Annotated in this window: 14 protein-coding genes; 7 read left to right on the plus strand and 7 right to left on the minus strand. The window is 68.2% G+C overall.

The features are described from left to right. Positions 1 to 119: 119 nt before the first annotated feature. Positions 120 to 677, minus strand: coding sequence for a CGNR zinc finger domain-containing protein (locus tag OO70_RS14865; RefSeq protein ID WP_043669780.1), 558 nt, complete (start codon positions 675 to 677; stop codon positions 120 to 122). A gap of 110 nt (positions 678 to 787) precedes the next feature. Between OO70_RS14865 and OO70_RS14870 the strand changes: the two genes are divergently transcribed. The 5 genes from OO70_RS14870 to OO70_RS14890 all read left to right on the plus strand — a co-directional run bounded on the left by OO70_RS14870 (position 788) and on the right by OO70_RS14890 (position 5,950). Further along, entirely contained in the window at positions 788 to 1,240 is a 453-nt protein-coding gene (locus OO70_RS14870; RefSeq protein ID WP_043669783.1) for a VOC family protein, read from the plus strand. A 2-nt stretch (positions 1,241 to 1,242) separates the two neighbouring features. Beyond that, complete coding sequence (locus OO70_RS14875) at positions 1,243 to 2,133, plus strand: pyridoxamine 5'-phosphate oxidase family protein (RefSeq protein ID WP_043669786.1); 891 nt, start codon at positions 1,243 to 1,245, stop codon at positions 2,131 to 2,133. Positions 2,134 to 2,237: 104 nt separating this feature from the next. Next, positions 2,238 to 2,687 carry an NUDIX hydrolase gene (locus tag OO70_RS14880; RefSeq protein ID WP_043669789.1) on the plus strand — a complete coding sequence of 150 codons (450 nt, stop codon included), beginning with the start codon at positions 2,238 to 2,240 and terminating at the stop codon, positions 2,685 to 2,687. A 252-nt stretch (positions 2,688 to 2,939) separates the two neighbouring features. Continuing rightward, entirely contained in the window at positions 2,940 to 4,712 is a 1,773-nt protein-coding gene (locus OO70_RS14885; protein ID WP_043669792.1) for a TIGR03767 family metallophosphoesterase, read from the plus strand. A 98-nt stretch (positions 4,713 to 4,810) separates the two neighbouring features. Further along, a complete protein-coding gene (locus OO70_RS14890) occupies positions 4,811 to 5,950 on the plus strand; it encodes a serine hydrolase domain-containing protein (RefSeq protein WP_234336846.1) in 1,140 nt (379 codons plus the stop codon). A gap of 81 nt (positions 5,951 to 6,031) precedes the next feature. Here OO70_RS14890 and OO70_RS14895 read toward each other — a convergent pair whose 3' ends face one another. The 5 genes from OO70_RS14895 to OO70_RS14915 all read right to left on the minus strand — a co-directional run bounded on the left by OO70_RS14895 (position 6,032) and on the right by OO70_RS14915 (position 11,195). After that, a complete protein-coding gene (locus OO70_RS14895; protein ID WP_043669797.1) occupies positions 6,032 to 6,676 on the minus strand; it encodes a hypothetical protein in 645 nt (214 codons plus the stop codon). After that, entirely contained in the window at positions 6,666 to 7,124 is a 459-nt protein-coding gene (locus tag OO70_RS14900; protein ID WP_051741219.1) for a hypothetical protein, read from the minus strand. Before OO70_RS14900 ends, OO70_RS14895 begins: the two co-directional genes overlap by 11 nt. Positions 7,125 to 7,136: 12 nt before the next feature. Further along, the gene (locus tag OO70_RS14905; protein WP_043669800.1) at positions 7,137 to 9,542 is read right to left on the minus strand and encodes a glycoside hydrolase domain-containing protein; all 2,406 of its coding nucleotides are present in this window, start codon (positions 9,540 to 9,542) and stop codon (positions 7,137 to 7,139) included. Positions 9,543 to 10,102: 560 nt separating this feature from the next. Further along, positions 10,103 to 10,309 carry a DUF397 domain-containing protein gene (locus OO70_RS14910; RefSeq protein WP_043669803.1) on the minus strand — a complete coding sequence of 69 codons (207 nt, stop codon included), beginning with the start codon at positions 10,307 to 10,309 and terminating at the stop codon, positions 10,103 to 10,105. A 4-nt stretch (positions 10,310 to 10,313) separates the two neighbouring features. After that, entirely contained in the window at positions 10,314 to 11,195 is an 882-nt protein-coding gene (locus OO70_RS14915; RefSeq protein WP_043669806.1) for a helix-turn-helix domain-containing protein, read from the minus strand. Positions 11,196 to 11,395: 200 nt separating this feature from the next. Here OO70_RS14915 and OO70_RS14920 point away from each other — a divergent pair, with 200 nt between their 5' ends. Both OO70_RS14920 and OO70_RS14925 read left to right on the plus strand, forming a co-directional pair. Next, entirely contained in the window at positions 11,396 to 11,803 is a 408-nt protein-coding gene (locus tag OO70_RS14920) for an ATP-binding protein (RefSeq protein ID WP_043669809.1), read from the plus strand. Between the two features lie 153 nt (positions 11,804 to 11,956). Next, positions 11,957 to 13,171 carry a glycosyltransferase gene (locus OO70_RS14925; protein WP_043669812.1) on the plus strand — a complete coding sequence of 405 codons (1,215 nt, stop codon included), beginning with the start codon at positions 11,957 to 11,959 and terminating at the stop codon, positions 13,169 to 13,171. 72 nt (positions 13,172 to 13,243) lie between these two features. On the opposite strand, the gene OO70_RS14930 is transcribed toward OO70_RS14925, so the two are convergent. Continuing rightward, positions 13,244 to 14,281, minus strand: coding sequence for a hypothetical protein (locus OO70_RS14930; RefSeq protein WP_043669815.1), 1,038 nt, complete (start codon positions 14,279 to 14,281; stop codon positions 13,244 to 13,246). Positions 14,282 to 14,304: the final 23 nt, after the last annotated feature.

Consider the following 14,304-nt stretch of genomic DNA (forward strand, 5'->3'; position numbering starts at 1 on the left):
AGGTGAAGAATCCAGTGCCGGACGAGGGCACAGCTTTACCCAAGGGACAGTTGTTTGGGAAGTGTTGACCGAATCGATATGGATGTATGGGGAAAACCCCCTATCCCGGTCAGGGGGGTTCAGAACTCCTTCGAGCGCGCGTAGTGGCGGGACGCCTTCGCGCGGTTGCCGCAGGACGCCATGGAGCACCAGCGGCGGGTGCCGTTCCTCGACGTGTCGAGGAAGTGCAGGATGCACGCGTCGTGGGCGCAGCGGCGGATGCGGTCGGGTGCGGTGGAGAGCAGCTCCAGATAGCTGCGGGCGGCGAGCCAGCCGGGGCCCCACCGGGGGTCCTCGAACTCGGGCACCTCGCCGGGCCCGTCGGCGGTGAGGGTGGCGCGGATGCGTCCCATGCCGAGCACGGCGTCGAGATCGTCCGTGCGGCCGCCGTCCACCGCCTCCTTCAGCGCGCCGCGCGCGATGTTGGTGGCCGTCAGGGTGATCGTGTCGGCCGCGAACCGCTCGCCGAGCCCGTTCGAGCCGAGCCACACGGCGAACCCGCCCGGGATCGTGAGCAGATCCTGTACGGCCCCGTCCCGCATCCACCACGTGTTGAGCAGGTCGAGCGCGAGCGGCTCGCCGATGAGCGGCCGGGGGTCCTCGGTGAGGGGCGTCGGCTTCGACGTGGGCTTCGGCATATCGGGAGCCTCTCTTCTGATCTAACCGGTCAAGAGTACGTGACCGGTTGACGCTCTCAATCCTAACCATTAACGTCGCTGACAACAGTTAGATTCTGGGAGGGCTTCTCATGACCCTGAACCTCGGCCACATCGGCCTGAACGTCACCGACCTCGACCGCTCGCTCGCCTTCTACCTCGATGTCCTCGGCTTCGCCGCGCTCTCCGAGGGCAAGGACGGCGACCGCCGGTACGCGTTCCTGGGAGACGGTGACGGCGACGGCCGCCCCGTACTCACCCTCTGGCAGCAGGCGCAGGGGCCGTACGACAGCGACCGCGCCGGCCTGCACCACCTGGCGTTCGCGGCCGACTCGATCGAGCAGGTCGAGCGGTACGAGGAGGCACTCAAGGCCTACGGCGCCGAGTTCGCGTACGAGGGTGTGGTCGCCCACCGTGAGGGCGCGGCCTCGGGCGGCATCTTCTTCCACGACCCGGACGGCACCCGCGTGGAGATCTCGGTGCCGAGCGGCGCGGAGAACGCCCTGGCCCCCAACGCCGAGGCCCCGACCTGCGGTTTCTTCTAGCCATGGAGACCTATCACGCGGGCTCTCGCGTCGTGCAGGACCGGGTGGGGGTGCGTGAAGTCGCCGACCACGTCGGCCGGATCATCGGCCAGGGCATCAAACCCGTGGCCGCCGCCTTCCTCGAACTCCAGCCCCTCCTGATCCTGGGCGCAGCCGACCCGGCGACGGACAGGGTGTGGGCGTCACCGCTGACCGGCGCACCCGGCTTCGTACGCGCGACGGGCCCGCACCAGATCTCCATCACCGGCGGCACCCGCCCGACCGACCCCCTCACCCCGGCACTCGCCGAGGCACGGGACCTGCCGGTCGGCACGATCGCCCTCGACCCCCGCACCCGCCGCCGTATGCGCGTCGACGGCCGACTCCGGTCCACGGCAAGGGGGTTCGCGATCGAGGCGGACCGCGTGTTCTCCAACTGCCCCAAATACATCCAGCGGAGAGAGTCCTACGAGACAGTCGCCGACCGCGAACCCGCGCAGCCCCGGCGCGGCGCCGAACTGACCACGGCTCAGGCCGAGTTCATCGCGGCGGCCGACACCTTCTTCCTCGCCACCGTCCACGAGCACGGCGCCGACGCCAGCCACCGGGGCGGCAACCCGGGCTTCGTACAGGCGATTTCACCCCACGAGCTGACCTGGCCGGACTACGCGGGCAACGCCATGTTCCTGAGCCTGGGCAACCTCCTGGCCGACCCGCGCGCGGGCCTCCTCTTCCTCGACTGGACAACGGGCACCGCACTCCAACTAACCGGCGAGGCAAGGACGGAGTTCGGGGAGGACGGGGAACGCAGGGTGCGTTTCACCCTCGCCGAGGCCGTAGAGACCCAGGCCGCGCTCCCCCTGCGCTGGTCGCCTCCCGAATACTCCCCTGCCAACCCAACCCCGGCGCGCTGAGGCGCCCTAAAGGGGCGCGGGGAACTGCGCGACCAGCCACGACGGCGCGACAGCCGAAAAAATCCACATTGCAGCACTTACTGCAGAGCACTTAACGTCTCCGGATGCGCAAAAAGCTGAGGGTCGCCGCCTACGCCGTCTGCGTCCAGGACGGCCAACTCCTGCTCGCCCGATCGCCCGCCGAAGGCGGAGGACACGAGTGGGTGCTCCCCGGCGGTGGCATGGACCACGGCGAGCACCCGAACGACACGGTCGTGCGCGAACTGGAGGAGGAGACCGGCTACCACATCGAGGTCACCGGTTTCCTCGGCATGGACTCGATCCACCACGTCCTTCCGGGCAGCGACGGACTCCCGCTGGACCACCAGGGCCTCCGGCTCGTCTACGAGGGCAGGATCGTCGGCGGCGAGCTCCGCCACGAGATCGGCGGCTCCACCGACATGGCCGCCTGGCACCCGCTGGACGACGTCCCCGGCCTCACCAGGGTCGGGTTGATCGACGTGGCGCTGAAGCTGTGGCGGGAGCGGCCGGCCACCGGACGGGTCCTGAAATAGCTTCAGTACCCCGCCAGATGAACACGGAGTAGCCGCTTCCCGGCGGTCCGACGAGCGTTCACGAACGCACAGGGTGTCGCAAGATCCACGTACGGTGATCGGCGCTACGCGTTGCCGTCTCGTTTACGCGCAGGTCATCCCCGATGCCAAGCATCCAGTACGAGCGGGAAGTTCGCGACCGCGATCGAAAACCGATCGCCGCGAACCCTCGCGACCACTGCCGACGCAGTTCGTACTCGGGGAGATCGCGCCATGTCGCGCACACGCTCTGTCGCCAGCTCCGCGCTGGGGGTCAACCGCCGTACCGTCCTCGCCGCCACCGCGGCCGTGTCCGTCTCCGCAGGCGTCGGTTACGCCCTACGGCCCACCGACAGCCAGGCCGCCACCGCCACCGCTGATGCCGCCAACGCCGCCGCCGAGGCACCCGTGGCGCACTCCCGCGTGGCACCGGCCGCCCCCCTCGCCCCGTACACCAAGGGCACCACGCTCGCGACGGTCGCCGCCCCGCGCACCAGCTCCGGCTACCGCCGCCTCGGCGACGGCGCCGGCTGGAAGCGCGTCGTGCGCGCCGACCTCGCCGCCGCCAAGTCCGGGCGCGCGGGCCGCCGTACGGCACTCGCGTCGTTCGTGCAGTTCACCGACCTGCACCTGATGGACAGCCAGCACCCGCTGCGGCTGGAGTACCTGCGCTCGACCGACAAGCACGCCTGGCGCCCGCACGAGGCGCTGACCGTGCAGGGCGGGATCTCGCTGGTCGAGCGGGTCAACGCGCTGCGCGGCGCCCCGGTGACCGGCTCCCCGCTGCACTTCGTGATGACCACCGGCGACAACACGGACAACAACGCCAAGTCCGAGCTGGAATGGTTCATGAAGATCATGAGTGGCGGCCGGTTCACCCCCAACACCGGTGACCCGCGGCACTACGAGGGTGTCCAGAACAGCGGCCTCAAGCTGTACTGGCAGCCCGACTCCACCCTGCGCGACGGCGACAAGCAGGTCGGCTTCCCGCACCTCAAGGGCTTCCTGGCCGCCGCGATCCGCGAGGTCCGCAGCCCCGGCCTCAACCTGCCCTGGTACTCGACGGTCGGCAACCACGACGCCCTCCCGCTCGGCTGCTTCGGCTCCCACGCCGACCCGTATCTCACCGAACTCGCCATCGGTGGCAAGAAGTTGATGACCGCGACGGCGGCCGAGGCGAAGAAGCTGCAGAACTCGATCCGGGACGCCAAGGACCCCAAGGGCACCGGTTACCGCGACTTCCTCAAGGCCCACGCCCGCTCGATGCGTTCGATCACGCCGGACGAGAAGCGCGCCCCCTACACCTCCGCCGAGTACCTCAAGGCCCACCTCGACCCGGCCTACCAGGGCCTCGGCCCGGTCGGCCACGGCTACTCCTCCGCGAACGTCGACGCGGGCACCCAGTACTACGCGTTCCGCATCGCCGACGACGTGATCGGCATCAGCCTCGACACCACGGACGCGGGCGGCCACTACGAAGGGTCCATCGGGGCAACGCAGTTGAGGTGGCTCGACAAGACACTCCGCGACAACAAGGACTCGTACGCGGTGATCTTCAGCCACCACACCAGCAAGACGATGGACAACACCCGCCCCGACCCGGCGCACCCCACCGAGCGCCGCTACGAGGGCAACGCGGTCGTCGCCCTCCTCGGCAGCCACCCGAACGTGCTGGCCTGGGTGAACGGCCACATCCACCGCAACGTCATCACCCCGCACCCGGCGCCCGACGGCCGCAGCTTCTGGGAGATCTCCACGGCCTCGCACGTCGACTATCCCCAACTCGCCCGTGTCATCGAGCTGGTGGACAACAAGGACGGCACGCTCTCCGTCTTCACCACGCTCGTCGAGTCCGCGGCCCCGCACCGCACCGACTTCTCCGACCTCACCCAGACCGGCCTCGCGGCCCTCTACCGCGAACTGTCCTACAACGCGCCGGGATCCAGCACCGTCCTGGGCGGCGACGCGAAGGACCGCAACACCGAGCTGATCCTCAAGAAGGGCTGAAACTCACTCAACTGACGTACACCCGGGCAACCTTCGCACCAGGCGACTGTGTCCATCCCCTCGACCGAGCTGAACCGGGCTCAACAGAGGGGGAAGACATGGCAGTTCGTGCGGTAGTGATGGGTGCGACGGCGGTGGCGCTGTCGGTCGCACTGGCGGGACCCGCGCTGGCGGCGGAGCCCGCCGGCAAGGACCACACGGCAACCCGGCAGGCGATCAAGGCAGCCGTGCAGGACGGCGTACCCGGCGTGACGGCCACCGTGCGGGACGGCCGCACCACCTGGTCGACGACAGCCGGTGTGGGCAACCTCCGCACCGGCAAGCCGCGTTCGGCCGACGATCGGTACCGGGTGGGCAGCATCACCAAGGCCTTCGTGTCGACGGTGCTGCTCCAACTGGAGGCGGAGGGCCGCCTGTCGCTCGACGACACGGTGGAGAAATGGCTGCCGGGCACGGTCCACGGCAACGGGAACGACGGCGGCAGGATCACCGTCCGACAGCTCCTGAACCACACCAGCGGCATCTACAACTACACGGAGGACGACGACTTCGGCCGCACCTACTTCCTCAAGGACGGCTTCTTCCAGCACCGTTACGACACGAAGACCCCGGCCGACCTGGTGGCGATCGCGATGTCCCACAAGCCGGACTTCGCGCCGGGCACGTCGTGGCACTACTCCAACACGAACTACGTCCTGGCCGGCATGGTGATCCAGAAAGTCACCGGCCGCTCCTACGCGACGGAGATCCGCGACCGCATCATCAACCCCCTGCACCTGAAGGCGACTTCACTCCCCGGCACGAAGGTGACGGTGCCGAGCCCGAGCAGCCACGCCTACAGCAAGCTGGCGGAGGAGACGACGGGCCCGACGTACGACGTCACGAAACTGAACCCGTCCCTGGCCTCCTCCGCGGGCGAGATGATCTCCGACTCCGCCGACCTGGACCGCTTCTACGGCGCGCTGCTCGGCGGAAAGCTCCTCCCGGCGAAGCAGCTGAAGGAGATGCAGACGACGGTGCCGGCGGGCGACAGCCCGACCACGCGCTACGGCCTCGGCATCGCCGACATCAAGCTGCCCTGCGGTGTCCATGTCTGGGGTCACGACGGCGGCATCCACGGCTCGCAGTCCGCGGTGGTGGCGACGCCGGACGGCCGCCACGCGCTGGCGTTCAACTTCAACGGGGACTGGTCGGGGGATGCGGGGGCGGTGGTGGTGGGGGAGTTCTGCGGGACGTGACGCCTTCGCCCTGCGCCGGGCCCCGTCGAGGCCGGAACGGCTGAGCGTCGACGGGACCCGGCGGCAACGGACTGAGCGGGACTACTGGTAGCGGGCGGCGAGTCGACGCCTGGCAGGGGCGAACGCGTCGATCGACCCGGCGCCTTCACCAGGCGTGTCGTTCCATCCCCGGATACGGGCGGCAAGACGCTTCAAGCGGGGATCTCCGGGCTTGACGTCGATGTGGAAGTGGGACTGTTTCACCGGCTTCAGGTCCCCGCCCCAGATCACGAGGCCCTCGCAGTCGGCGACGATGTCCGCGACGACGATCCGTTCGGTCGCGCTCATGCCGGTGTTCTGGACGTCGGCGCCGAGCGGGTAGTACAGGGGGCGGATCGCGATGGCGGTGCCCGACAGGTAGGTGGACTCGAACGGGGCGCCGACGGTCCGGTCGGTGGTGTGCCCAAGGACGTCGCCGGCCCTGAGCATGTCGATCTCGTACGCGAACCGGCGGGCCACGTGCAGGAGGACCGTCGCCGCGTCTCCCGTTGCCAGAGAGACCTCGACGTTCGTGCCCTCCACCTGGTACTTCGTGGCGTGGCCAAGGACCGGCCAGCCGTTCGCGGACCGGGGCCGCTTCCACTGGCGCCCACCGGAAGCGGGGGCGGCCTGCACGGGCCCGGCAGTCGTCAGGGCGATGGCCGCCCCGGCTCCGATACCGAGGCCGAGAGCCCGTCTACGCGTCAAGCTCGATGTCACGAGGAGCCTTTCTGTCCTTGGAGCGTCTGATGAGGAGCAGAGCGCAGCAGACGAGGAAGCAGGCCAGCCCCGCGTACAGCAGGGGCGAGACCCAGAACCACACTGCTTCGGTGCTGTGGCCGCTGGTCCAGTGGCAGGTGATGGACGGAGGGAAGCTGTCCACGTTCACGGATGTCAGGCTGCTGTCCCGCCCGATGTCCCTGTATGTGCCGTCTCCGTTCTTGTCCGCGCACACGTCGAGCGGGTTCGTGAAGGCGAGCCCGTAGACGGTTCCGGCCCCGTAGGCGGCGATCGCGGCGGCGATCCCGACAACCGCCCAGCGGGCCGGCCGTGAGGGCTTCTTCCTGGTCACCCACAACGCGTAGGGAATGGCCCCGATGGCGAAGAGGAAGACGGTGATCGCGGGTGGGCCGAAGAACGTGAACAGAGACACCATGCACCTGACATTTCAGTGTGGGCTGAGGAGCCGTTGCTGGTTCGCCCGGTACTCGGCCCGTCGGAGGGTTTCCGTGGAAGCGTGCTGCACAAGGTTGTCGCCGAACGCGTTGCACCAGTCGTCGAGCTGACCGGAGGGCAGAGCGACCGGCATCAAGGTGAGGGCGCCGCCGAACTTGGTGATCAGTATGGTGCGGCCGGCCACCAGGATCGCCCCGTCCGTGGTGGGGGCAGCGTCAGTAGGGATCTTCTTCGCCTGGGCGGCCGCCTCGCTGATGGTGCCGCCGAACCGTTGGCTCACGTAGTCCCTGAACCGGGTCAGACCGCCGCTGCCCACGTAGTGGTCGTGGACGGCCTCGACGATGGTCTTGCCGCCGCGCATGGCCTGGGCGATGAGGTAGCCGTCGGCGTCCTCGACGAGGTCGGTGAATCCGAACGTGGAATAGACACCGATCTTGCCCATCTTGTCGCCGATGTAGGTCACACCGGAGGCGTAGGAGTCGTGGTCGCGCCGCCATTCGCCGTACAGGGTCATCAGATCGCCGCCCCAGCCGGCGACGTCGCCGAGGCTGATGTCTCCCCGGGGGTTGGGTCTGAGGTACTGGCCGTTCGCCGTGGCCATCATGTGCTCCGGTCCGAGATCCTGGCCGGTGAACGGGTCCTTGAACTCGGTCCAGATGCCCATGTTGTGGTCGTTCGCATACGCGATGAAGCCGGGGTTCGACGGCCCGATCAGTGACCGCCACGGTGCGTCGTCGTATCTGGCGCTGCGGAGGTACTCCATGACGAGTTGGTTCGGGTCGACCTTGCCGTAGTCCTTCGCCAGGTCGTACAGCGACTGGATGTAGGTGACGAATTCGTCTGCCCGCGACGACGGCCTGTTGATGCTGTTCTCGCCGGGGTCGGACCCGATGCGGTAGGCGTCCCGGTCGAGCGCGAATGTGTCCGTTCCGTTGGTGACCTGGTATTCCTTGATCTGGTTGAACGACCAGTTCGACGGCAGGGGATAGCCCAGGTTGCCGGAGAAGCCCCAGGACATGCCGGACACGAACGAGTAGCGCGCGTAGGTCTCCTTGGTGACCTGGGCGCACACGTTCCGCGAGCCGTACACGCCGTGCACGTACCGCTTCCCCTTGCTTCCGAGCCCCGACGCGACGCCTCGGAAGTACTCCAGGATCTGCGGCATGTCGGCGTCGGTGGCGTCGTAGTCGACGGCGAAGTAGATGATCGTGCCTCGGTTGAGTCCGAAATGTACGGCCTGGTCGTGGGCCTTCTGTGCGTGTGCGAACCCGTTTCCCCAGTAGTACTCCGCCAATGTCCGGCCGTTGTCCTGGAAGATCGGGAACACGCGCAGGCCGCCGGCGAAGATGTTGGCGAGTTCGCCTTCTTCGAGCATTTTCGATCCGCCGCCGGCAGATGCCTCGTTGAGGTACCTGCCGACGTACCGGTATCCGTCGCTGTACATCCTCGCCGCCCGCGACGGCGTGATGGTGTAGGCGGTGTCGGAGGCGATGACGGGCCGGTCCGGGTCACCCATCGACACCAGGAGCTGAGCCCACGTCGCGTAGTCGCCCCGACCGGTGCCGGACAGCGCCGAGAAGTGCTGGAAGGTGGTGACGAACGATGTCAGATTGCTGTCGAACGTCGTCTTGAACACCGTGTTCGTCTCGATGGTGTCGCCGCTCGCGCTGATGGTGACGATCGGCTGGTTGAAGACGCACGCGGCGGAGAACAGCTGGACGAAGATGCCCGAAGACCCTTCGGAGACGAGGGCCTTGGACTTGATGCCGGCCTGCGTTCCGGAGCCGAAGTTGCCGGTTGCGTCGGCTTCGGCGATTCCGATCTCCAGCTGGAGGGCCTTCATCAGGTTCTGCTGGACGTTGCGGGAATAGTGCCCGTCGGCGGGGCCTATGTCGACCGTCTTCTTCGTCCAGTAACGCCCGTTCAGCCACTGCTGTATGGAGCGGACCTTGTCCGATCCGCCGGCGGTGACCACATAGGCGTCCATGTTGAGGAGCGCCTTGAAGACCTTCGCCTGGAGTGAGCCGCTCTGGGAGAGGCCCATGTCTCCCTGCATGTGCTTGACGGCCAGCGTGATGTCCGGGTCGTAGTAGCCGGTGTCGCTGTAACCACCGGTGTAGCCCTTGCAGAACAGGCCGTATCGGATGATCTTGATGATGTTGTTGTTCTGCGCCCAGCCACTGCCGAGTTCGCCGAGTGCGGCCAGTTTGGTGACGGTGCCGTCGCCGAAATTCGCGACCACGGGGCTGATGCCGAGTTCTTTCTGCAACCCCATGATGAGGGAGTACATGGTGGACCAGCCGATCGTGCCGGTTTCCGGGCATCTCTGATAACCGGGCACGCTGCCGTACGTCCCGTTGACCCATTGCTGCGCTTCGAGGACTTTCGCGTCGGCCATGCAGGAACTCCTGAACTGTTCGACGGGTGAGGAAGGCAAGGCGGACGGCCCGGGCCGTTGTCGGCAGGGGCGGACTCACTGGCCTTGTCGGTGGGGAGGCGGGTGACCGGGGTTCTTCACGGTCGATTCGGTCGGCTACGAGGTGCCGTGGACCGAAGAGAGGGAAGCCGTGGACGGAGCGGCAGCAGACAGCCATGAGCGCAAGCCGGTGATCCCCCGTGGTGAAGGCACACGGGAACCGGCCTGTGGCGACACGCGCCTGTGGGGTCCCCGTTGTGCTGAGTGTCCAGCGGTCGTCTGCTCCCGTCCCGCTCGGACGAGGCGGGCACGCAGTTCCCCAACTGAACCGGGAGCAGGCGTCACTTTAGACACACGGACAGCAGGCGACACAAGAACACAAGACCGCACACGGCGAGAAACCGATCCACGCCCACGCGCAAGCGGAATCAGCGGTCACGGCAGTGCCCCATGCGTCTGCCAGGAGAAGCGGAATCGGCAACACCGGCTGGCGCATGGCGCAAAGGCGCCTCACCGTCGCGGCGGGCCGGCGTCCGATTTCGTCAGCTGTGTGACTCCGTCTCGCGCAGGTGGGAGAGGAAGGGGGCCCAGGCTGTCGCGGGGAGCAGCAGGGCGGGGCCGGTGGGGTTCTTGGAGTCGCGGACCGCTATGCCGGTGGGGGTGAGGTGGGCGGCTTCGATGCAGTTCTGGCCCGGGTCGCTGTAGGAGGACTTGAACCAGGCGGACTCAGGAGCGATCTCGGGGTTCATGGGCCTACAGCTCTCGTTCTAGTCGGTGCAGGAAGTCGGGGGTGTCCTCGGGCGGTAGTGCTGATGCTGTCATGGCGTCGAAGCGGCGAAGGAACCGGTCCACTTCACGTGGCTTGTCCGAAGTGGACACGGATCCCCAGGCGCTGTCGGTCTGGACACGCGGTGGCAGCTCGTTGCCGAAGTCGAGGATCGCGAAGTCATTGGTCGAACGGTAGCTCCTACGGAACGGCAGGACCTGGATGGTGATGTGGTCCCAGCCCGACAACTCCTCGATCCGGCCGTACTGTTCGCGCATCACCTCGGCGCCCCCGACCGGATACCGCAGTGCCGCTTCGCCCAGGATGACGTGCAGTTTGACGGGGTGTTCGCGGATGAGCACCTCCTGGCGCCGCATCCGGAGTTCCACGCTGTTGCGGATGAACTCCGAGGTGTATTCCTCAATCGGCTTGTGCAGCTCGTGCGTTGCCCGAGCGTAGGCCTCGGTCTGGAGCAGGCCGTAGACGACGGTCGGGTGATAGGCCTTCATGGAGCGGGCTTCAGGCTCCAGCCCGACGAACCCGGGAAGCCCCGCCGGCAGAAGCCCCCGGTACTGAGTCAGCCAATCCTGTTGATTGGAATCCCGGTTGAGGCCGACCAGTGACTCGACGACCTCCTCATCGGTCACGCCGTATTTGGTGAGCAGTTTGCGTAGGTCGCCGATGTTCCGGAAGTTGAGTGAGCCGGTCTCGATGCGTTGCAGGGATGCCTCCGAGATGCGCAGTCCCTGTACCGCCTGTTTGCGGGTGAGCCCCGTTCCGTGGTCGCCCGCGTCGCAGTTCTCGCGTAACTGCCGTAGCTGAAGTCCCAGTTCGAGCCGCTGTGCCGTGCGCCCGCGCTTTGCCGCCATGTGTGTCGCCTTCGTGCCGTAGTGCCTGTCGCTCGTCGTTCTGCGCCGAGTGTGGCATCGCGTGCTGCGTCCACGCAGGTGCTTGTGCAGATCTGGGCATAGTCCACTTTCAGCACCACTGAATATTCAGAGCGTTTTCGATTGCAGCTCGATGAGCAACCCCGTCACCGTGGTTGGGCACCCCACCCGAAAGGACCCCCATGCCCACCCCCGACTGGTCCATGAGCTACCCCATGACCCCCCGCAGCGTCCGCCTCGCCCGCACGCACACCCGCCGCCGCCTCACCCTCTGGAACTGGCCCGGCGACATCGAGGACGCCGTCCTCGTCACCTCCGAGCTCGTCGCGAACGCGGTGCGGCACGGACGGCGACCCGGTCACGAGGTCTGGCTGCGGGTCGCCGTAGACGACGAAAAGGACTCCGCGCTGACGATCGACGTATCGGACCCGGTGCTGGAGTTCCCTGTGGTCAACCAGGCCCCCACTGGGGAGAGCGGGCGCGGGCTTCTGGTCGTTTCCGGGGTGTCCGAATCTCTTGACTGGTTTCTGAGGGACGACATCGGCAAGACGGTTCGCGTCCAGCTCGCCGTAGGCCCGCGTACCAATTGACCCCGGGATAACCAACCGGACCCAGACACGAGACGCCCAGTTCATTCCGACGAAATGTCCGTGCCGCCTCATAACGGTGACCCGCTGTTCACGGGGATGGCTCGATTCATACGCAAGGCGGGTGGTCGTGTGCGCGCTAGACACGAACTGCACGTGCTGTCGGTCTACGAAGGCTTCTTCTCCGGAGGAGCCCGAATCGTCCACAGCGACGTCGTTCTGGGACTGGTGGAGGGCGGCCAGCATCATTCGGTGCTGAGCATCCACGGAGAGGTCCATCGGGAAGCGACCCGGCAGGCCATGGAGAACGACGCCTGCTATCAGCAACTGACCGCGGCCGGGGTCGGTATCTCCACCCTCGGTCGCAGCTTCGGCGGCGACCGGGACCCGGACGGGACCGTCAGCGGCGGATTCACCGGGCCGGAGCTCGCCGACGCGGCCCGCGCCCTGGCGGACGCCGACGTCGTCCTGTCGCTCAAGGAGCAGCCGCTCTCCCTGCTCAACCAGGCGGGGCTGCCCCGCCGCCCCGTCGTCGTGTGCCTGCACCGTTCGGACCCCGAACACCAGGGCGCCGCCCTCGACGAACTGAAGGCAGCCATCGCCGACGGCAAGGTCGTCGCCTGCGTCTGCTGCGCGGAGTCCACCCGCGACGCCTACCAGGCCGCCGGCATCCCGTCCGAGGTCCTCCACGTCATCCCCAACGGCGTCGACCTGTTCCGCTTCCGGCCCGATCCCGCCCGGCGGCTCGCGCTGCGCGCCTCGCTCGGCATTCCGGACGCGGCCCCCGTCGTGGTGTTCGCCGCCCGCTACGCCACCATGAAGAACATCCCGCTCTTCCTCCGCGCCGCCCACGAGTGGCTACGGCGCGAACCCGCCGGGCACGTCCTCATGTGCGGCACCGGCATGACCGACAACCAGCCCGCCCTCTCCGCCGACATCGACACCGCCTTCGGGGGAGACAGGGAACAGCTCGCGTCCCGGCTTCATCTCCTCGGAGTGCGGCGGGACATGGAGACCGTCTACGCCGGTTCGGATGTCGTCGCGCTGACGTCGTCCTTCGGTGAGGCCGCGCCCCTCTGTCTCATCGAGGGCATGATGTGCGGGGCCGTACCCGTCTCCACCGACGTCGGCGACAGCGCGTCCATCGTCGCCGGGCACGGCATCATCACGCCCCCCGACCCGGACGCCATCGCGTCGGCCTGGACCGAGGCGGTCATCGGCCGCGCGGAGTTCGCCCAGGCCCACGCCCGCAGCCGCGAACGCTTCAGCCGTACGCGCATGATCGCCTCCTACGCCGCCCTCATCGACGGCCTCCACACGAGTCACACGACCACCTCCGCGTCCCCTCCGCCCCTGCCCGAACCTCTGTAGGCATACGTGAGGAGGGGCCACCGACCCCCGGTGACCCCTCCTCTCCCCTCCTGATCCCGCCCCGGTCCGTCACTACCGGGGCAGCACCACGACATACGCGGCGGGATCGCGGTCCGCCGACGCCATCAGCGCCGTACGGACCACCGCCGCCTGTTGCTCCAGCGCGTCCCGGAGCTTCTTGGGGGTGATGTGGACGACCGTGATGCCGAGCCGTTCCAGGTGCTCGCGCTTGCGGGCGTACTCCGACCACAGGGCGTCCTCGTCCTGGCGCGGGGCGCGGGTGTCCAGCTCCACCGCCACCGCCTGCTCCGGCCAGTACGCGTCCAGGCCGCCGAGGTGCGGGCCGCCGGGCAGCCGCAGGTCGACGTTCCAGACCGGGTCGGGGAGGCCGTACTCGCTCACCATCCGGTAGAGGCGGTCCTCCGCGATCGCGCGGCCCTCGGCCAGCAGCGAGTCCACCGCGTCCACCACGTGCGGGCGGCTCAGCAGCTTCGCGTTGTTCAACTCCCGTACCACCGCGGCCGGTTCGCAGTGCCCGCCGCGGACCGCCTCGGTGAGCAGCCGGCGTACCGCGTTCGCGTCCGACAGCTCGGCGACCGCGTCCGCGAGGGCCCGCGGCACCGGGGCGACCGGCACGCCCTTCACCCGGTGCGGGGTCGGGAGCGCCGCCGTGCGGACGATGCGGGCGCAGCCCGTGGAGCGCAGCCGGCGCATCCGGGGGACCAGGACGTCGATGTGCTTCAGGGAGGCCAACTCCGGCGCCGACGTGAAACCGTGCAGGGCCAGCGCCGCCAGGCCCGTGACCATCGTCTCGGTGTACGTCGGGCGGTGCGGCTCCTCCGCGCCGGGCTGGACCGGGACCCCGGTCCCCCGCTCCCGTGCCGCGTACATCAGCACCGCGTGCAGCCGCTCCTCGCCGGTGGGCGGGCCGGAGTGCAACAGGACGACGCCGGGGAGGAGTTGCTGCCAGGGGCCGTCGGGACGGCACTGCTCGTTCACCTCGGCGGCCGGGACGCCGTGCGCACGGAGCTGAGCCGTCGTCAGAACCCGGCGGTGCACCTCGGAGAGGTGGCTGAGGGGGCGGGGGGAGAGCGGGGTGTTGTGGTTCATGCAACGGGGTTTCCCGCGCCGGA

The sequence above is a fragment of the Streptomyces xylophagus genome (genome assembly GCF_000716435.1).
Classification (GTDB): Bacteria; Actinomycetota; Actinomycetes; order Streptomycetales; family Streptomycetaceae; genus Streptomyces; species Streptomyces xylophagus.